At 74.5% G+C, this 15918-nt stretch carries 21 protein-coding genes; 11 read left to right on the top strand and 10 right to left on the bottom strand.

The window, feature by feature from the left end:
* The first annotated feature begins 128 nt into the window (after positions 1–128).
* Complete coding sequence (locus tag ACGFX4_RS30560) at positions 129–377, top strand: hypothetical protein (RefSeq protein ID WP_393081088.1); 249 nt, start codon at positions 129–131, stop codon at positions 375–377.
* Positions 378–399: 22 nt separating this feature from the next.
* On the opposite strand, the gene ACGFX4_RS30555 is transcribed toward ACGFX4_RS30560, so the two are convergent.
* Positions 400–1332 carry an aminoglycoside phosphotransferase family protein gene (locus tag ACGFX4_RS30555; protein WP_393081085.1) on the bottom strand — a complete coding sequence of 311 codons (933 nt, stop codon included), beginning with the start codon at positions 1330–1332 and terminating at the stop codon, positions 400–402.
* 244 nt (positions 1333–1576) lie between these two features.
* On the opposite strand from ACGFX4_RS30555, the gene pgm reads away from it, so the two are divergent.
* Positions 1577–3223 (top strand): phosphoglucomutase (alpha-D-glucose-1,6-bisphosphate-dependent), encoded by a 1647-nt coding sequence (gene pgm, locus ACGFX4_RS30550; protein WP_393081082.1) that lies wholly within the window; start codon positions 1577–1579, stop codon positions 3221–3223.
* A gap of 75 nt (positions 3224–3298) precedes the next feature.
* On the opposite strand, the gene ACGFX4_RS30545 is transcribed toward pgm, so the two are convergent.
* Both ACGFX4_RS30545 and ACGFX4_RS30540 read right to left on the bottom strand, forming a co-directional pair.
* Positions 3299–4174, bottom strand: a complete 876-nt coding sequence (locus ACGFX4_RS30545) for a hypothetical protein (RefSeq protein WP_393081079.1) — start codon at positions 4172–4174, stop codon at positions 3299–3301.
* Between the two features lie 135 nt (positions 4175–4309).
* Positions 4310–4765, bottom strand: coding sequence for a nuclear transport factor 2 family protein (locus ACGFX4_RS30540; RefSeq protein WP_393081076.1), 456 nt, complete (start codon positions 4763–4765; stop codon positions 4310–4312).
* 114 nt (positions 4766–4879) lie between these two features.
* Between ACGFX4_RS30540 and ACGFX4_RS30535 the strand changes: the two genes are divergently transcribed.
* A complete protein-coding gene (locus ACGFX4_RS30535) occupies positions 4880–5467 on the top strand; it encodes a TetR/AcrR family transcriptional regulator (protein ID WP_393081073.1) in 588 nt (195 codons plus the stop codon).
* 12 nt (positions 5468–5479) lie between these two features.
* On the opposite strand, the gene ACGFX4_RS30530 is transcribed toward ACGFX4_RS30535, so the two are convergent.
* Positions 5480–6403, bottom strand: coding sequence for a phosphatidylinositol-specific phospholipase C (locus tag ACGFX4_RS30530; protein ID WP_393081070.1), 924 nt, complete (start codon positions 6401–6403; stop codon positions 5480–5482).
* A gap of 189 nt (positions 6404–6592) precedes the next feature.
* Here ACGFX4_RS30530 and ACGFX4_RS30525 point away from each other — a divergent pair, with 189 nt between their 5' ends.
* Genes ACGFX4_RS30525 through ACGFX4_RS30515 form a run of 3 tightly spaced genes read left to right on the top strand, consistent with a single transcriptional unit; the run spans position 6593 to position 7555 of the window.
* Positions 6593–6841, top strand: a complete 249-nt coding sequence (locus ACGFX4_RS30525) for a hypothetical protein (protein WP_393081067.1) — start codon at positions 6593–6595, stop codon at positions 6839–6841.
* The gene (locus ACGFX4_RS30520) at positions 6841–7104 is read left to right on the top strand and encodes a hypothetical protein (RefSeq protein WP_393081064.1); all 264 of its coding nucleotides are present in this window, start codon (positions 6841–6843) and stop codon (positions 7102–7104) included. The genes ACGFX4_RS30525 and ACGFX4_RS30520 overlap by 1 nt, the downstream gene beginning before the upstream one ends.
* A gap of 58 nt (positions 7105–7162) precedes the next feature.
* Positions 7163–7555, top strand: a complete 393-nt coding sequence (locus ACGFX4_RS30515; protein ID WP_393081061.1) for a hypothetical protein — start codon at positions 7163–7165, stop codon at positions 7553–7555.
* A 271-nt stretch (positions 7556–7826) separates the two neighbouring features.
* On the opposite strand, the gene ACGFX4_RS30510 is transcribed toward ACGFX4_RS30515, so the two are convergent.
* Positions 7827–8789, bottom strand: coding sequence for an SMP-30/gluconolactonase/LRE family protein (locus ACGFX4_RS30510; protein ID WP_393081058.1), 963 nt, complete (start codon positions 8787–8789; stop codon positions 7827–7829).
* 229 nt (positions 8790–9018) lie between these two features.
* On the opposite strand from ACGFX4_RS30510, the gene ACGFX4_RS30505 reads away from it, so the two are divergent.
* Entirely contained in the window at positions 9019–9762 is a 744-nt protein-coding gene (locus ACGFX4_RS30505; protein WP_393081055.1) for a class I SAM-dependent methyltransferase, read from the top strand.
* Between the two features lie 21 nt (positions 9763–9783).
* On the opposite strand, the gene hemC is transcribed toward ACGFX4_RS30505, so the two are convergent.
* Genes hemC through ACGFX4_RS30490 form a run of 3 tightly spaced genes read right to left on the bottom strand, consistent with a single transcriptional unit; the run spans position 9784 to position 12038 of the window.
* Positions 9784–10719, bottom strand: coding sequence for a hydroxymethylbilane synthase (gene hemC, locus ACGFX4_RS30500; protein ID WP_393081052.1), 936 nt, complete (start codon positions 10717–10719; stop codon positions 9784–9786).
* 57 nt (positions 10720–10776) lie between these two features.
* The gene (locus ACGFX4_RS30495) at positions 10777–11214 is read right to left on the bottom strand and encodes a nucleoside deaminase (protein ID WP_393081049.1); all 438 of its coding nucleotides are present in this window, start codon (positions 11212–11214) and stop codon (positions 10777–10779) included.
* Positions 11211–12038 (bottom strand): LLM class flavin-dependent oxidoreductase, encoded by an 828-nt coding sequence (locus tag ACGFX4_RS30490; RefSeq protein WP_393081046.1) that lies wholly within the window; start codon positions 12036–12038, stop codon positions 11211–11213. Before ACGFX4_RS30490 ends, ACGFX4_RS30495 begins: the two co-directional genes overlap by 4 nt.
* A 93-nt stretch (positions 12039–12131) precedes the next feature.
* On the opposite strand from ACGFX4_RS30490, the gene ACGFX4_RS30485 reads away from it, so the two are divergent.
* From ACGFX4_RS30485 to ACGFX4_RS30475, 3 genes are all read left to right on the top strand, one after another.
* On the top strand, positions 12132–12584 hold the full coding sequence (locus ACGFX4_RS30485; RefSeq protein ID WP_393081043.1) for an Lrp/AsnC family transcriptional regulator: 453 nt from the start codon (positions 12132–12134) through the stop codon (positions 12582–12584).
* 127 nt (positions 12585–12711) lie between these two features.
* Entirely contained in the window at positions 12712–13113 is a 402-nt protein-coding gene (locus ACGFX4_RS30480; protein WP_393081040.1) for a hypothetical protein, read from the top strand.
* A gap of 119 nt (positions 13114–13232) precedes the next feature.
* Positions 13233–14276, top strand: coding sequence for a phosphotransferase family protein (locus tag ACGFX4_RS30475; RefSeq protein WP_393081037.1), 1044 nt, complete (start codon positions 13233–13235; stop codon positions 14274–14276).
* An 11-nt stretch (positions 14277–14287) separates the two neighbouring features.
* On the opposite strand, the gene ACGFX4_RS30470 is transcribed toward ACGFX4_RS30475, so the two are convergent.
* Positions 14288–14443, bottom strand: a complete 156-nt coding sequence (locus ACGFX4_RS30470; RefSeq protein ID WP_393081034.1) for a hypothetical protein — start codon at positions 14441–14443, stop codon at positions 14288–14290.
* A gap of 119 nt (positions 14444–14562) precedes the next feature.
* On the opposite strand from ACGFX4_RS30470, the gene ACGFX4_RS30465 reads away from it, so the two are divergent.
* Positions 14563–14916, top strand: coding sequence for a hypothetical protein (locus ACGFX4_RS30465; RefSeq protein WP_393081031.1), 354 nt, complete (start codon positions 14563–14565; stop codon positions 14914–14916).
* A 102-nt stretch (positions 14917–15018) separates the two neighbouring features.
* Here ACGFX4_RS30465 and ACGFX4_RS30460 read toward each other — a convergent pair whose 3' ends face one another.
* Complete coding sequence (locus ACGFX4_RS30460) at positions 15019–15918, bottom strand: class I SAM-dependent methyltransferase (RefSeq protein WP_393081028.1); 900 nt, start codon at positions 15916–15918, stop codon at positions 15019–15021.

The raw sequence follows: 15918 nt of genomic DNA, 5'->3' as shown, positions 1-15918 counted from the left end.
CGGATCCGACTTCGGATGCTCGGCCGCAACGGTGGGCCGGTCCTGGCGGTCGACCGCGCGGAGTTCGCGGCGTGCGGCCGGTGCGGTCGGCCGACGTACCGAGGTGGGCCGATGCTGCGCTAGCCTCGATGCACCGTCACCTCGACGTGCTGGAGGCCGTGATGCGGATGGTGTTCGACCCCACGGAGGCCGAAGGGCTGCGCGCCGCCGCCAGGGACGCCGCGCTGGAGGACCCGACCCTCGCGTACGTGCTGCTGGACCTGGCCGATCGCGGGGTCGACCTGGGTGCGGCCCGCACCTGGGAGGAGATCAAGGCCGAGCGCGGCCTCGACGGGCCCGCCCCGGCGGCCGGGGACGGTCAGCAGCAGGTCGCCTGACGGCCGGGCGGGCGGGAGCGGTTCACGGGATCTCGTCCGTGAGGAAGGCCGCCAGACGGTCGGCGAAGGCGGTCAGCCAGTCGAGACCGGGGCCGCTGCGGGCGATCCGGAAGCCGTGGCGGCGGCCGTGATAGGCGGCCTGGACGCCGTGGAACTGGGCCCAGCGCACGGTGCGGTGCGGGTCGAGCTCGGCGGCGTCGGTGAAGACGGCGAGGGTGCGGCGGACGGCGCCCGGCAGGTCGTCGGCCCCGAGCAGCGCCACCGCACGGGACTTGAGCAGCGTGCCCGCGTCGTACGCGGGGTCGCCGGCCAGGCCCTTCGGGTCGACGGCGAGCCAGGGTTCGCGTTCGGCTCGCAGGATGTTGCGGGCGTGCAGGTCGCCGTGGACCAGCGTCGCGGGCTGCTCGCGGCCGAGCTCGCGGACGGTCGCCACCGCGGCGTCCACCACCCGCGCGGGCAGCGCCTGCGGGAACTCGGCGGCGTCCTTGCGCAGTTGCTCCTCCCACCCGTCGGCCTGCGCGCTGAGCCGGGGCAGTCCGGGCGGCGCGGGGACGGCGAGGCGGCGGCTGAGCCGGCCGGCGGTCTCCGGCACCTCGTCGCCGTCGGCGACCGCCGCCAGGGTGGTGGGGTGGGCGCGCTCCAGCAGCATCGCGTACCGCGCGTCGTCGCGCGCGTACAGCCGGACCGCCCCGTCCCCGCCCCACGCCTGCAACGCGTCGGGCTCGTGGACGTTCCCGGGGTGCGGGAAGGAGACCTTGATCGCGGCCGGCCCGTGGGCGCTGCGCACCGGGACGACCAGCCCGACCCCGCCGTGCAGCACCTCCCCGTCCGGTGCGCAGTCCCACCGCAGCAGCAGGCGGTCGACGAGGGCGGGCAGTTCGGCGAGCCAGGCCGCGCCCGCCGGGCCCTCGCGGCCGACGGTGGTACGGGTGAACTCCTCGGGTACCGGAACCATCCGTGCACCGTACGGCCTGCGGCGGCCACAGGCCAAGCTGCCACAACCCGCGTCCGGACCTGCCGGAGTGCCACCCGACCGGTGCGCCCTCCCGTCCGGCCGATGCGCCCCGCCAGCGCCGGGAACCCGGGCCGGAACGGCCATCGCGCCGTCACGGCCCCGTCGCCCGGCGTTGTTACCCTGACGCCGTGCCGGTCAGCGCCGCCCGGCGGACCGAACGCGAAGATTCGTTGGAGGAGACCTGATGGTGCATCCGCGGGCCGGCCTGCCCACCGCCCCCGAGGACCTGATCGACGTCGCGCGCCTGGTGACGGCGTACTACACGCTGCACCCGGACCCGGCCGAGCCGGGACAGCGGGTGGCGTTCGGGACCTCCGGCCACCGGGGCTCCTCGCTCGACACGGCGTTCAACGAGGACCACATCGCCGCCACCACCCAGGCGATCTGCGAGTACCGCGCCGCGCAGGGCGTCACCGGCCCGCTGTTCCTCGGCGCCGACACCCACGCCCTCTCCGAGCCGGCCAGTGCGACGGCGCTTGAGGTGCTGGCCGCCAACGGCGTCACCGTCCTGCTGGACAGCGCCGACGGGTACACCCCGACCCCGGCGGTGTCGTTGGCGATCCTCACCCACAACCGGGCCCACCCGAACGGCCCGCAGGCCGACGGCATCGTGGTCACCCCCTCGCACAACCCGCCGCGCGACGGCGGCTTCAAGTACAACCCGCCGCACGGCGGCCCGGCCGACTCCGCCGCGACCGGCTGGATCCAGGACCGCGCCAACGAGCTGATCGCCGCCGGCCTGAACGGCGTCCGCCGCACGCCGTACGCCCGCGCGCTGGCCGCCGACACCACCGGCCGCTACGACTACCTCGGCCGGTACGTCGACGACCTGCCCTCGGTGCTCGACCTCGACGCGGTCCGCGCCTCGGGCCTGCGGATCGGCGCCGACCCGCTCGGCGGCGCCTCCGTCGCCTACTGGGGCCGGATCGCCGAGGCACACCGCCTCGACCTGACCGTGGTCAACCCGCTGACCGACCCCACCTGGCGCTTCATGACGCTGGACTGGGACGCCAAGATCCGGATGGACTGCTCCTCGCCGTACGCGATGGCCTCGCTGATCGGCCGCCGCAACGAGTACGCCATCGCCACCGGCAACGACGCGGACGCCGACCGGCACGGCATCGTCACCCCCGACGGCGGGCTGATGAACCCCAACCACTACCTCGCCGTCGCCATCGACTACCTCTACCGCCACCGCGCCGACTGGCCGGGCGCGGCGGGCATCGGCAAGACCCTGGTCTCCTCCTCGATGATCGACCGGGTCGCCGCCGAGCTGAAGCGCGAACTGGTCGAGGTGCCGGTCGGGTTCAAGTGGTTCGTCGACGGGCTGATCGGCGGGACGGTCGCGTTCGGCGGCGAGGAGTCGGCCGGCGCCTCCTTCCTGCGCCGCGACGGCTCGGTGTGGACCACCGACAAGGACGGCATCCTGCTGGCCCTGCTCGCCTCCGAGATCACCGCCGTGACCGGACGCACCCCGTCCGAGCACTACCGCGAGCTGACCTCCCGCTTCGGCGACCCCGCGTACGTGCGCGTCGACGCCCCCGCCGACCGGGCGCAGAAGGCGCTGCTGGGCAAGCTCTCCGCCGAGCAGGTGAAGGCCGACCGGCTGGCCGGCGAGCCGATCACCGCGATCCTCACCGAGGCGCCCGGCAACGGCGCCGCGATCGGCGGCCTCAAGGTGTGCACCGAGAACGCCTGGTTCGCGGCCCGCCCGTCCGGCACCGAGGACGTGTACAAGATCTACGCCGAGAGCTTCAACGGCTCCGAGCACCTCACCCAGGTCCAGGACGAGGCCCGGGCCCTGGTCTCCGAGGTCCTCGGCCAGGGCTGAGGCCTCAGCGAAGGCCTCAGCGAAGGCCTCAGCGAAGGTCTCAGCAGATGCCGCAGCGGAGGGCGGTCGCGGCGGTCAGGACGGCGCCGCGGCCGCCCAGTACCCGGCCGGGGCCTCGGCCCCGGTCCGGGCCCGCAGGTCGGACCGGACCCGCTTCGCCAGCCTGGCGGTGTCCTGCCGGTTCAGCATCGCGCCGATCCCCGCGCCGACCAGCATCGGCGTCAGCGAGGGCAGCTTGCGCAACGTCGAGCGGGTCAGCCGGCGGCGGACCTTCTGCCGCACCTCCGCCCCGACCGCCAGCCCCGCCACCGCCGCCACGCCCGAGGGGTTCGCCAGCGCCTTGCGGTCGATGCCCCGGCTGTTCGCCCACGCACCCACGTACGCCGTCGCCCGCTGGGTGACCGTGCCGGTCGCCGGCAGGCCGTACACCTGGTGCAGCTCGGCGATCAGCTTCACCTCCAGCGACGCCACCACCAGCGTCTCCGAGGCCAGCTCCACCAGCATCGCCGGCGGCACCGGCAGCATCGCCACCCCGCCCACCCCGGCGCCCACCGCCGCCGAGGCCCGGGTCGCCCCCGTCACCAGGACGTCCGCCAGCGCCTCCGGATCCTTCGCGCCGGGATGCTGCGCCCGCAGCGTGGCCAGATCACGGACCGGGATGCGCGGCGCCGTCTGCAGCAGCCGGTCCGCCATCGCCTTGCCGCCGATCCCCAGGCCGCGCGCCGTGGCCAGCCCGCTCCGGCCGAGCACCCGGCCGACCGACGCCACCAGCGCGGCCGCCCGCCGGGCACCGCGCTTGCGGGCCGCCTCGGAGCCCTCCATCTCCCCGGCCAGCGCCGCCAGCTCCTCCGCGGCGGTGCCGCCGGTCCCGTCGCCCGGCAGGTCGATGGGGCCCGGCGCGGTGGACGGCTCCGCCTGGTTCTTCGGCTTCGGCTTCCGGAAGAGTCCCATGTCCGGAGTCTCCCAGGGTTCGGCCCCCGCGACACCTCCCCGCGACACTCCTGGCGAGCGGCGAGCGGCGAGCGGCGAGCGGCGGGCGGGCGGCGGGCAGCGGGCGTGCCCGGGTGGGGCGGCCGTTCGCGCCGGTCAGCCGCCGAGGGCGGTGAGCAGGTCGGCGGCGCGGCCAGCGGCGGTGGCGAAGGCGAGGTGGTCGTGGTAGTCGCGGGACTCCACGATCAGGCCGTCGCGCACGCGCAGCACCTGCACGTTGGCGGTGCGGAAGGTGCGGCCGGTGGCCGGCAGGTGGACCTCGTAGTCGAACTCGGCGACCACCAGCTCGGGGTCGTCGGTGTCGCGGATCCGGATGTTCTCGGCCCGCAGCCGGGGTGCGTCCGGGTGCCGGAGGGCGGCGAAGCGCTCGCGCAGCGCCTCCCGGCCGCGCAGTCGGTGCGGCGGCACCGGCGCGAACGGGAACTCCACCTCGACGTCGGGCGCGTAGAGCTCGGCGAGGTCGTCCCAGCGCCCGGCGGAGATCCGTTCGAGCAGGCGCCCGGAGACGGTGCGGGGCGTGGGGGAGGAGTGGTGCGGGTCGGACGAGGGCATGGCTGACCTCCGGTGCGGCCGTCATCGTAGAATCGGATTGGCAACTCCGTTTCCGACGATACGGATAGGCCACTCCGGTTGTCCAGGCGTCGATCGCACGGGGGAGCAGAACTGGTGACGGCAGGTCAGGAGCAGAGCGGCACCACCGCCAAGCCGCTACGGGCCGACGCGCGGCGCAACCGCGCCCGGCTGCTGGAGGTTGCGGAGGAGGTCTTCGCCGAGCGCGGCCCCGGGGCCTCCACCGAGGAGGTCGCCCGGGCCGCGGGCGTCGGCATCGCGACCGTCTTCCGGCACTTCCCGACCAAGGAGGCGCTGCTCGAAGCGGTCCTGGTGCGGCGCCTGGAGCGGCTCGCCGAGGAGGCGCAGCAGCTCGCCGCGAGCTGTCCGCCTGCCGAGGCGTTCTTCGACTTCTTCAACCTGGTCGTGGACCGCTCGCCGGTGAAGAACGCGTACGCCGCCGCCCTCGCCGACGCGGGCGTGGACGTGCACGCCGCCGTCTCGGACGCCGGACGTGCCGTCAGCGCCGCGCTCGGCGGCCTGCTGGCGGCGGCGCAGGGCGCGGGCGCGGTCCGGACCGACCTGGAGGTGCCGGAGCTGACGGCGATCCTGGTCGGCACCTGTCGGATGCTCCAGCACCTCGACGGCCGGCCCGACGCCGCCCGGCGGGCCCGCCAGGTCGTCCTCGACGGACTGCGCGGCTGAGCCGCCGGGCTGTCAGACGCCGAAGTTGAGCGCGTACAGGGTGCGGACCGAGTCGGGCGTGACGAAGTCCATCGGCACCGTGCCCAGGACCGGCCGGCCCGCGTGGTTCAGGCCCGCGACGTACCCGGCGAGCTTCGGCCCGATCGCGTCGGCCGCCTGGCGCGGCCACAGGCCCCAGCCGGAGCTGGAGGTGAAGGTCAGGAACAGCCGCTGCGGGTCCGTGGCGGCCCTGGCGGCGTCCAGGTGCGCCGACACCTCGGGCCACTTGCGGGAGTTGAGCTCGAAGATGGTGCCGATCTGGTAGTCGTCCTCGATGTCGGTCAGCGGACCGCCCCAGCGGATCCCGGCCACCCCGCCGTTGTCGGCGATCACCACCACCCGGCCGCGCACGTCGCCGAGCCGGGGGATCCGGTCCCCGCCGAGCAGCAGCCCCGGCCAGCGGGACAGGTAGTCGGCGTAGATCGCGCCGAACTCGGCGTCGGAGACGCCCGAGTACTCCTGCTTCACCCGCATCAGGATCGTCTCGCCCGGGTGCGCGGCGAGGAACTCCCGGCAGCGGTTCAGTACGTCGCCGAAGAAGATCTTCTGGAAGATCGAGCCGTGGTGGATCGCGAACACGCCGTCGATCGCCCGGCAGCGGACGTCCAGGAACCGGACGCCGGCGGTCAGTTGATCGGCGATCTGGAGCGTCTGGGTCTGCGCCAGGGCGCCGCCGTACAGGGCGCCCGAGTCGTGCGTGCCCGGCACCGTCAGCCGGGCGAGCGACAACTGCGGGTCGAGAGCGCCCATCCAGTCCGCCCCGCCCGGCAGGGCCAGCGGCCGCGGCGCTGCCGAGGCGCGTCCGCCCGCCAGGCCCGTGCCGGCGACGGCGAGCCCGGCGGCCACCGCCGCCCGTCCGAAACCGCGCCTGCTGATCGGAGTCTCGTTCAGGAACACGCCCCCGCACCTCCCCTGATGCACCGTCCGCCACCGACTGGCATGCCCATTATCAGGATGCCCGGCGGCCCCCGATAGCCCTCGGACCGGACTTTGCTACCGGTCGGTACGCGAAGCCGTTCGCGGGACGCCCGCGGGCCGGCGGAACTACCGTGGAGGCTGACACACCGCACCAGGGGGAGCAACGCCATGAGCGACGCCGAGACCACGGGCCGCCGGACGCTGTCGGCGGAGTCCGCCGCGGCCGTCCGGGCCTATGCCGCCACCCACCGCGAACGCGCCGACCGGCTCGCCGCCGCACTCGAGGACCTCGCCCGCAACGGCCTCCCGCACGCCGAGGACTGCACCCCGTGGGAGACCGTCCGCGACCGGCGCCTCGCCGAACTCGCCACCGCTGCCACCGGTGCCGACGGCTCCGCCCCGGGCAGACACCGCTGATGCGCCGCCCGCGCCGCCGCGCCGAGATCACCCTCACCGCCGTCGCCGAACGCCAGGTCGCCCGGCTCACCGACCCCACTGAGATCCACGCCCTCGACCGGGCCCTGGCCGCACTCTCCGCCGACCCCACCCTAGGCATCCCGATCCCCGGCACCAGCCCCGAACTGCGCGACTACACCGACCCCGTCGACGTCGTCCGGCTGATCTACTACGTCACCGCCCGCCGCACCGTCCTCGTCCTCACCTACCTCGAGGTCGGCTGACACCCCCTGACGCTAGGCTCTCCGTTCGCAGCGGCGGGACGGACCGAGGGGCAGGACGATGGTCGAGCGGAAGATCCGCATCGGTGACACCACCTCCTGGGTGGAGCTGGCGCGCGCCGACGAGGGGGAGTGGCGCGTCACGGCCGACTGGTGCTCGACGTTCACGGCCGACTTCGCCGTGTGCCTCACCGACGGCGAGGTCGCGGACTTCGCGACGCGGACGCTCACCGCGCTGTCGAAGGGCGGCTACGTCTCGACGGTCGTCACCGAGGGTCGCAACAACCCGCTGAAGTTGGGCATTCAACCGGTCGAGGACTTCTACGCCGTCTTCGCCCGACTGACGCGCAACGGTGACGACGAGGTGTGCCAGCTGCAGCTGGAGATGGGTCCGGTCGACGCGCACGGGCTCCGGGACGCCCTCGAGCTGCTGCACCTGCTGCTCACGCCCTGAGCGCGGGTACGCGCATGCGCGGGCACGGCAACGAGGCCGCGGCCGTCGGGCCGGGGCCTCGTCGCGAAGGCCGTGCGTGCGCGGTGGTGCCTATTCGTGCCCGAGCACGATCAGCGTCACCAGTCCGGCCAGTGCCACCAGCCACGCCCACCAGGTCACCCTCAGGTCCACGTCGACCTCTCCCTCCATCGATTGGCAAGATCCGAGCACTACGACGGGCCCACGTCAAGATCTCCGCACCCCGAATACTCCGTCCAGGGGATGTCGGGGCTCAGCGGCCGGTGCAGGTGGGGTCGGGGAGGGCGGTGACGGTGTACGGCGGGGTGCCCGGGCGGGTGTCGAGTTGGCTGTTGACGACGTAGAGGCGGCCGCCGTGCCGGGCGAGGGTGGTCGGCGAGACGAGCGGGGCGTCGGTGATGCGGTGGACGACCCGGCCGGTGCGCAGGGCGCCGTCGAGGCGGGCGACGTACACGCCGGTCGGGGCGCCGTAGTTGAGCACCGCGTACAGGGTGCGGCCGGACAGCACCATGCCGTCCGGGCCGAAGGAGGGTTCGCCGAGGTCGACGGCGTCGATCCGGCGGGTGGCGGTGTCGACCCGCCAGAGGGTCTCGGTGCCGTTGGAGGCGACCAGCAGGGTGCGGCCGGCGGGGTCGGCGACGATGCCGTTGAGCAGCCAGTACTGCGCGGGGAAGCCGGGCAGGGCGGGCCGGAAGTCCAGCCAGGGCTCCAGCGGGCCGAGCAGGCCGGCCCGCAGTTCGGCGCGCAGCACGGACGGGTTGGCCCAGTCGGTGACGTACACGGCCCCGGGGGTGACCGTCAGGTCGTTGAGCCGGGGCGGGCCGAGCGGGCCGTCGGGCGCGGTGGCGCGGGAGATGAGCGCACCGTCGCGCCCGTGCACGGAGAGGACCGCGCCGCCGACGGAGACCACCCGCCCGGCCGGGTCGAGCCGGACGCCGAGGGTGCTGGTCCGCTCGGGGATCCCGGCGGCCGGGAAGGGCTGGAGGCGGGGTCGGTCGACGTGGCCGCTGAACAGCCGGCCGGTGCCGTCGGAGCCGACCACCATGGTTCCGTCCGGGCCGATCGCGATGCCCTCGGGCAGGATTCCGGGCTCGTCGGAGACCACGTAGGTCTCCGGAAGGCGCGGTCGGGCGGAGGCGCGGTCGGCCGCCGCGACGGGCAGCAGGCCGGCAGCGGCGGACAGCGCGGACAGCAGGGTGCGACGGGACAGCGGCACGGGAACCTCCCGATGGGTGGTCAGGACGCGGACCCGCCGAGCGTGTCACCGGCCCGCCCCGGTGTCGCCGCTTTTCGGTCCTGCCCGAAAAGCCGAGGCAGACGGCGTGGAACGGCCAACTTCTTTGTGTCATCCGCCAGTACGGCCGGGAGCCGGGGCGGGGCAGGATTTCGGCCACGACCGCGAGCCGGCAACGGTGCCGGGTGCGGCAGCAGATGGGGGATGCGCGATGGGCGTGGATCAGTACGACGCGATCGGCGAGGCGTTCGAGGGATTCAAGTCCCTGCCGCTGACGCGATTCGGGGAGGTGCCGAGCTTCCTCGGCCTGGTGGGGGACGTGAAGGGCCGGTCGGTGCTCGACCTGGCGTGCGGAACCGGCTTCTACAGCCGGGAGTTCAAGCGCCGCGGCGCGACGGACGTGCTCGGCGTGGACATCTCGGTGGAGATGATCGCCGCCGCGAAGGAGATCGAGCGGCGCGCGCCGCTCGGGGTCGACTACGAGGTCGGAGACGTCATCGAACTCCGCTCCCTGAACCAGCGGTTCGACATCGCGACCGGCGTGCAGTGCCTCAACTACGCCCAGGACCTCGCGGAGATGGAGCGGATGTGCCGCAACATCCACCGCAGCCTGGTGCCCGGCGGGGAGTTCTTCCTGCTCGCGCAGAAGCCGGACTACGCGTTCGACTGCGCGTCGTTGGAGACGTACGGCTTCCGCTGCGAGCCGACCGGCGAGGAGCTGGAGACCGGGCCGAAGGTGCGGGTCACCGCGATGCTCGACCCGCAGCCGATCACCATCGTCTCCAGCGCGCCGCGCCGCGAGTCCTACGAGAAGTGCCTGCGGGCGGCGGGCTTCGGTGAGCTGGAGTGGGTGCCGCTGCGGATCTCCGAGGCGGGCCTGCGCGAGCGCGGCGAGGAGTTCTGGGCGGACCTGCTGGCCCACCCGCCGCTGGAGATGCTGCGCGCCCGCGCCTGAGGGGGCGCCAAAGGCCGGTGCTCAGTGCGCGATCGAGCCGATCAGGTCGGCGGCGCCCTGGCGCTTGAGTTCGAGCGCGGTGGCGGTGCCGAGGTCCTCGGGGCCGAGCGAGCCGGCCCACACGTGGGCGTCCAGGACGGTCTTCCCGTCCGGTGAGAACACCCGGCCGCGCAGCGACAGTCGCCCGTCCGCCTCGGCCCGGGCGTAGCCGGCGATCGGCGAGTTGCAGTGCCCCTGCAGCACGTGCAGGAACATCCGCTCCGCCGCCGCCTCCCGCCAGGTGCCGGGGTGGCCGAGCCCGGCGACCGCGTCGATGGTGACGGTGTCGTCCTGGCGGCACTGCAGGGCGAGGATGCCCGCGCCGATCGGCGGGCACATCGCGTCCACGCCCAGCACCTCGGTGATGCGCTGCTGTTCGCCGATCCGCTCCAGGCCGGAGACGGCGAGCAGCAGCGCGTCGGCGTCGCCGGCCGCGAGCTTGGCCAGGCGCGAGTTGGCGTTGCCCCGGATCGGCACGCACTCCAGGTGCGGGTGCGAGGCGGCGAGCTGGGCGATCCGGCGCACCGAGGAGGTGCCGATCCGCGTCCCGGCCGGGAGCCGGTCGAGGGTGAGACCACCCGGGTGGACGAGCGCGTCGCGGATGTCGTCGCGCTCCAGGTACGCGGCGAACACCGTGCCGGCGGGCAGCGGCCGGTCGGCGGGCACGTCCTTGAGGCAGTGCACCGCCAGGTCCGCCTCGCCCGCGAGCAGCGCCGCGTCGACCTCCTTGGTGAACGCGCCCTTGCCGCCGAGCGCCGCCAGGTCGCCCATCCACCGGTCGCCGGAGGTGGTGACCGGCACCACCTCGGTCCGGATCCCCGGGTGCAGCGCGGCGAGCTCGGCCCGGACGCGCTCCACCTGGGCGAGCGCCATCGGGGAGGACCGGGAGACGATGCGGATCAACTCAGCGGAAGCCATGTCGAGATGATAGGCCGTCAGGGACGGTGATCATTTCACCGTGGGCCCGGTCCGGGGTCAGCTCTGCCCGTAGTACGCGTCGACCGGGCCGCGGGCCTCGTCGAAGAGCGCCGGGCCGTCCTGCGGCACCGTCGGCCAGTCGCCCGCCTGCGGGTGCAGCTCGACGAGCTGGTCGGTCGCCAGCGCGAACACCACCCGGCCGAGCCCCGAGCGGACGATCGCGCCCGCGCACATCCCGCACGGCTGGCAGCTGGTGTACATCGTGGTGCGGGCGGCCGTCTGCGGGTCCAGCTCGCGGGCCGCCCAGCGGGCCAGCTTCAGCTCCGGGTGGGCGGTGATGTCGTTGTCCCGGCGGACCGTGTTGTGGTCCTCGGCCAGGACCGTCCCGTCCGGGTCGGCGAGCAGCGAACCGAACGGCGCGTCGCCCTGCGCGACGGCCTCGGCGGCGATGGCGACGGCGCGCCGGAGCAGGGCCTCGTCGGCGGTGGTGATCATGCTGCGCTCCTCCAGTGCGTGGCAACGGCGGTGAGCGCCCGCCAGGCCTCCTGCGGCCGGCGGGTCTCCTGCGGATCCCCGTCGTAGGGATCCAGGACGACGGCCTGCGCGCCGAGTCGGCGCAGCCGGTCGAGGTCCCCGACGACCTGCTCGATCGTACCCACACCGGCCGGCCTCCCGGCCTCCTCGACCGGCCCGTCGGTGAGGCGCAGGGCGATCCTCGGGGCGAACCCGGGCAGCGGATGCCCGGCCAGCTCCTGCTCGGCGAGCACGGCGCCCATCCGGTCGGGCGGCAGGCGCAGCGGATGCCACGCGTTGCCGAACCTGACGGCGCGGCGGATCGCCGCCCGGCTGTGGCCGCCGACCCAGATCGGCACCCCGGGCGTCCCGCCGTTCGCGGCCAGGGCCTCCCGGAGCGCCGCCAGGCACTCGTCCGTCAGCCTGCCGCGGTCGGCGAACGGGACGCCGAGCGCCTCGAACTCCTGGCGCGCCCAGCCCACCCCCACGCCGAGGACCAAGCGGCCGCCGCTGAGCCGGTGCAGGCCGTCCGCCATCCGGGCCACCAGCAGCGGGTGACGGTACGGCAGGACCAGCACGGTGGTGCCGAGCCGGATCCGGGTGGTGATCCCGGCGAGCCAGGAGAGCGTGGTGAACGGCTCGAAGAAGGGCTCCGGGTAGCGCTCCGCCACGTCCGGGGTCACCGCCACGTGGTCCGACAGCATCAGCAGGTCCAGGCCGAGCCCCTCCGCGGTCTCGGCCCACGCGCGGAGCACGCCGGGATCGGTCCCCGGCCCGAAGTTCGGTACGTTGACGCCAAGTTGCATGCCCCGAGGCTATCCCCGCGATCCGCAGCAACGGAACGGACTTCTCCCGGCATCAGTCCCTCGGTGCCATGGAATTCCCGGTAGATTCGGCACATGGCCGCGAATCTCGATTCCACCGACTGGGCGATCCTCGAACAGCTCCAGCAGGAGGCCCGGATCTCCCTCAGCGAGCTCGGCCGACGGGTCGGACTCAGCCCCTCGGCCGCCACCGAGCGGGTGCGCAGCCTGGAGTCCCAGGGCGTCATCACCGGGTACGCGGCCACGGTCGACCTTGCCAAGGTCGGCTATCCGGTCCTCGCCGTCGTCCGGCTGAAGTACCCGGGCAACCGGCACCAGCCGCTGCGGCGCCTGCTCGCCGATCGGCAGGAGATCCTCGAATGCCTGCGCACCACCGGCGACGACTGCTACACCCTGAAGCTCGCGGCGACCTCCATGGAGCACCTGGAGACCCTCGTCGACGAACTGGCCGGGCTCGGCAGCACCACCACCAGCGTGGTCTACAGCCGCACCCTGCCGCTGCGGGGGCCGGCGAGGCCCGTCCGGTAGCTGCGTCGTCGGGCAAGCCGGCGGGGCGGCGGGTCGGGCGGGGCGGGGCGTCCGACGGGTTCGGTCACGGTCCGTCAGGGGGCGTGTGCGGAGCGGTTGTCGGTGGCGGCGGGTACGGTCGGCGGCCATGAGCATCGACCTTCGCTTCGCCGGCGCCGGGGACCCGCCCGTCGACCCCGAATTCCTGGTGGCCGTCGGCGTCTGGCTGCCGTACCCCGACTCCGGCCCGCACCCCGCACTCGACGGCGAGCCCGTCGCGTATCTCGCCGCCGGGCTGTGGCCGGAGCTGCGCGCCGTGTCCGGCGCGCTCGACCCGGTGGCGGCGCGGGCGGATCCGGCGGGTGCGGCGTGCGACCTGCTGCGCCTGCTCGCCCTGTCCGCGGTGCCCGACCCCGGGGCGGTGTGGGGCCGCCGCACCGCCCCGGTGGCCGATCTCGGCCGTCGACCGGTGCTGTTTCGCAAGGTGGGCGGGGGTCGCGGGCCGGTGATCGCTCAAACAGGGTGGCCGGAGGCGGGTGCCGGGGAGTAAATTCAAGCCTCGACAGAAGTGGTGCGGCGCCGCCACCGCTGCGCCGCGCGGTCGCGGTCGGCCTGTCCGCCCTGCCCGCACACCGCTGCCGCACGCCGCTCGTCGCCCAGGAGTACGCCATGTCCGCACCCGCCCGGCCCGCCGCCGACCGGCAACAGGAGACCGCCGCCGTCGCGCGGCTGCTGCGCGACGCGCTCGGCCCGGTCGAGGTGGTCGCGGTCACCGCCCTGACCGGCGGCCTCTACAACACCGCCCGCCGGGTCGAACTCGCCGACGGACGGCGCCTGGTGCTCAAGTGCGCCCCGGCCGCGAGCCTCCCCGCACTCACCCACGAGACCGGCCTGCTCGGCACCGAACGCCGGTTCCACCGGCTCGCCGCGGCCACCGGCGTCCGCGTCCCCGAGGTGATCCACCATCAGCCCGCCGACCCGCCTGGCTCGGCCGACCGGCCCGAGGCACCCGGCGAATGGCTGCTCCTGGAGTACCTCGACGGCACCACCTGGGACCACGAGAAGGAGCACCTCGGCGCCGATCAGCGTGCCGGGCTGCGCCGCCGACTCGGCGAGACCGCCGCCCGGATCGCCACCGTCACCGGCCCCGAGTTCGGCTACCCCCAGGCCACCGACCCGGCGCTGCGCGGCGCCGACTGGCCCACCGCCTTCGCCCGGATGTTCGCCGCGGTGCTCGCCGACGCGGACCGCTTCGACGTGCCGCTGCCCGCCGACCCGGCGGTGCTCGGCGCCCTGCCCGCCCGGTTCGCCCGGGAGCTCGCCGAGGTGCGCCGCCCCGCACTGGTGCACTTCGATGCGTGGGAGGGCAATGTCATCCTCACGCCGAGCGCCGACGGGTGGGAGTTCGCCGGACTGATCGACGGCGAACGCGCGTTCTTCGGCGACCCGCTCGCCGAACTCGTGGGTCTCGACGCCCTCGGCACCCCCGAGGACGAGGACCCCGACCTGCTCGCCGGCTACCGCTCCGTCATGCCGGGGCTGGTCCTCGACCGGGCCGCCCGCGTCCGGCTCGCGCTGTACCGGATCTACCTCGCCCTGATCATGCGGGTCGAGGCCGCGCCGCGCGGCTACGCGCCCGACCACACGGCGTGGCTGGTCGAGTGGTCGGCGCAGCGGATCGCCGAGCAGCTCGTCGTGCTCGACGCCGACTGACGCCGGTGCGGTCAGCCGGCGGGGCGCTGCTCCTCGCCGGCGGTCGCCTCGCACGCGCGGCAGCGCTCGACGACCGGCCGGTCGTCGAGCCGCCCGCACTCCGGGCACACCCGGTCCAGCCAGCAGGCGGACTCGCCGCCCTCGACCCACTCCGTCGTGTCGCTCATCCGTTCATCATTCCAGCTGAGTCCGGTTTCCACTCCAAAGAGTTAGTGTACGTCCCATGGGGGTGGGGGAGGTCACCCGATGAACCGTCAGGCAGACCTCCAGACTCCCAGGAGCCGCGATGAAGCTCGCCCGCACCCTGCTCGCCCTCGCCGCCGCAGCCGCCCTCACCACCACGGCCGCCGCCCTGCCCGCAACCGGCACCGCTGCCGCGGCGACCACCGCCCCGCCACGGATCGCCGCGGGCCTCGACTGCACCACCTGGATCCACAACAACGACCCCTTGTACGGCGGCGTCGACTGCGCCAACAGCACGGGCGGTCCGGTGACCGTCCACGCCGACATCGTCTGCGGTCTGGCACCGGACGTCACCGGCAACTCCGTCACCATCCAGCCGGGGCAGGTGGGCGAGTCGTCCGGCCACTGCGCGTTCTACAGCACCGGAATCGGCCACATCGGCTGGACGGTGGAGTAGCCTCCCGGGCCCGCCGTCACCGCCCGCCGTCACCGCCCGCCCCGTCTCGGCGGGCGGTGACCGGCCCGGAAGGGTCGGCGGCAGTACCGCGAGGCGCCCCCGCTACGGCTGGGGCGGGCGGCGGGTGAGGTAGGCGGTGCGGGTGGTGCGGAGGGTGAGGCGGTCGGGGGCGTTCTCGCGGAGGGTGTCGAGGGCGGCCAGGTCGGCCGGGGCGATCCGGTCGGCGACGGCGTCGCGCAGGCGGTGGAGAAGCGCGGTGGCGTAGCGTGCGGCGGTCGCCGGCAGGGGCGGCTGCAGGTCGGCGGTGATGTCCTCGACCGCCTCGACGGTGAAGCCGGCGTCGGTGAGCGGTGCGCTCCAGTCGGCGCCGAGGTGCGGCAGCTGTGCCGTGTGCCGTTCGGCGATCAGCCTCCGGCAGCGGTCCTCCAGGCCGTCGGGGGTGCTGCCGTCCTGGGGCAGGACGTTCGGCACGCCGTCCGTCTCGATCACCGCGAGGATGCCGCCGGGCCGCAGGGCCTCGCGCATCCGGGCGAGTGCGGCCGCCGGGTCGGTGAGGTGGTGCAGGGCGGCGGCGGTCCACACCAGGTCGAAGGGGCCGCCGAGGTCGGGCCACGGCGCGTCCAGGTCGGCCTCGACGGTGCGGACGCGGTCGGCGGCCCCGCGCTCGGTGAGCCGTCCGCGCAGGCGGTGGAGCATCTGCGGGGAGAGATCGACGGCGACGATCTCGGCGTCGGGGAAGCGGTCCAGCAGTGCGAGTGTGCCGGTGCCCGGGCCGCTGCCGAGGTCGAGGATCCGTCGCACCGGCTGCCCGTCCGCGAGCGCGGCGAGGCGGTCGGTGAGTGCGGTGAAGTGCCCGCGCATGACCTCGGCGTCGAGTTCGAGCATCCCGGCGAGCGCCTCGTCGCCGGTGTCGTTCGCCTGAGGGTGGTGGTGGGCGGCCGGGTGGTGGCCGTGCCGGTGGGAGCCGTCTGCGGGGTGGTGGTGTGTGGTGCCGTGTGCCAT

The sequence above is a fragment of the Kitasatospora sp. NPDC048365 genome, assembly GCF_043200835.1.
In the GTDB taxonomy this organism is placed as follows: domain Bacteria; phylum Actinomycetota; class Actinomycetes; order Streptomycetales; family Streptomycetaceae; genus Kitasatospora; species Kitasatospora terrestris.
The sequence above is the reverse complement of the archived record's forward strand: the minus strand, read 5'-3'. Positions and strand labels throughout refer to the sequence as shown.

Coding starts and splice junctions, on each gene's coding strand:
- ACGFX4_RS30560 (WP_393081088.1), top strand. CDS start 129: ATGCACCGTCACCTCGACGTGCTGGAGGCCGTGATGCGGATGGTGTTC.
- ACGFX4_RS30555 (WP_393081085.1), bottom strand. CDS start 1,332: ATGGTTCCGGTACCCGAGGAGTTCACCCGTACCACCGTCGGCCGCGAG.
- pgm (WP_393081082.1), top strand. CDS start 1,577: ATGGTGCATCCGCGGGCCGGCCTGCCCACCGCCCCCGAGGACCTGATC.
- ACGFX4_RS30545 (WP_393081079.1), bottom strand. CDS start 4,174: ATGGGACTCTTCCGGAAGCCGAAGCCGAAGAACCAGGCGGAGCCGTCC.
- ACGFX4_RS30540 (WP_393081076.1), bottom strand. CDS start 4,765: ATGCCCTCGTCCGACCCGCACCACTCCTCCCCCACGCCCCGCACCGTC.
- ACGFX4_RS30525 (WP_393081067.1), top strand. CDS start 6,593: ATGAGCGACGCCGAGACCACGGGCCGCCGGACGCTGTCGGCGGAGTCC.
- ACGFX4_RS30520 (WP_393081064.1), top strand. CDS start 6,841: ATGCGCCGCCCGCGCCGCCGCGCCGAGATCACCCTCACCGCCGTCGCC.
- ACGFX4_RS30515 (WP_393081061.1), top strand. CDS start 7,163: ATGGTCGAGCGGAAGATCCGCATCGGTGACACCACCTCCTGGGTGGAG.
- ACGFX4_RS30505 (WP_393081055.1), top strand. CDS start 9,019: ATGGGCGTGGATCAGTACGACGCGATCGGCGAGGCGTTCGAGGGATTC.
- hemC (WP_393081052.1), bottom strand. CDS start 10,719: ATGGCTTCCGCTGAGTTGATCCGCATCGTCTCCCGGTCCTCCCCGATG.
- ACGFX4_RS30495 (WP_393081049.1), bottom strand. CDS start 11,214: ATGATCACCACCGCCGACGAGGCCCTGCTCCGGCGCGCCGTCGCCATC.
- ACGFX4_RS30490 (WP_393081046.1), bottom strand. CDS start 12,038: ATGCAACTTGGCGTCAACGTACCGAACTTCGGGCCGGGGACCGATCCC.
- ACGFX4_RS30485 (WP_393081043.1), top strand. CDS start 12,132: ATGGCCGCGAATCTCGATTCCACCGACTGGGCGATCCTCGAACAGCTC.
- ACGFX4_RS30480 (WP_393081040.1), top strand. CDS start 12,712: ATGAGCATCGACCTTCGCTTCGCCGGCGCCGGGGACCCGCCCGTCGAC.
- ACGFX4_RS30475 (WP_393081037.1), top strand. CDS start 13,233: ATGTCCGCACCCGCCCGGCCCGCCGCCGACCGGCAACAGGAGACCGCC.
- ACGFX4_RS30470 (WP_393081034.1), bottom strand. CDS start 14,443: ATGAGCGACACGACGGAGTGGGTCGAGGGCGGCGAGTCCGCCTGCTGG.
- ACGFX4_RS30465 (WP_393081031.1), top strand. CDS start 14,563: ATGAAGCTCGCCCGCACCCTGCTCGCCCTCGCCGCCGCAGCCGCCCTC.
- ACGFX4_RS30460 (WP_393081028.1), bottom strand. CDS start 15,918: ATGGCACACGGCACCACACACCACCACCCCGCAGACGGCTCCCACCGG.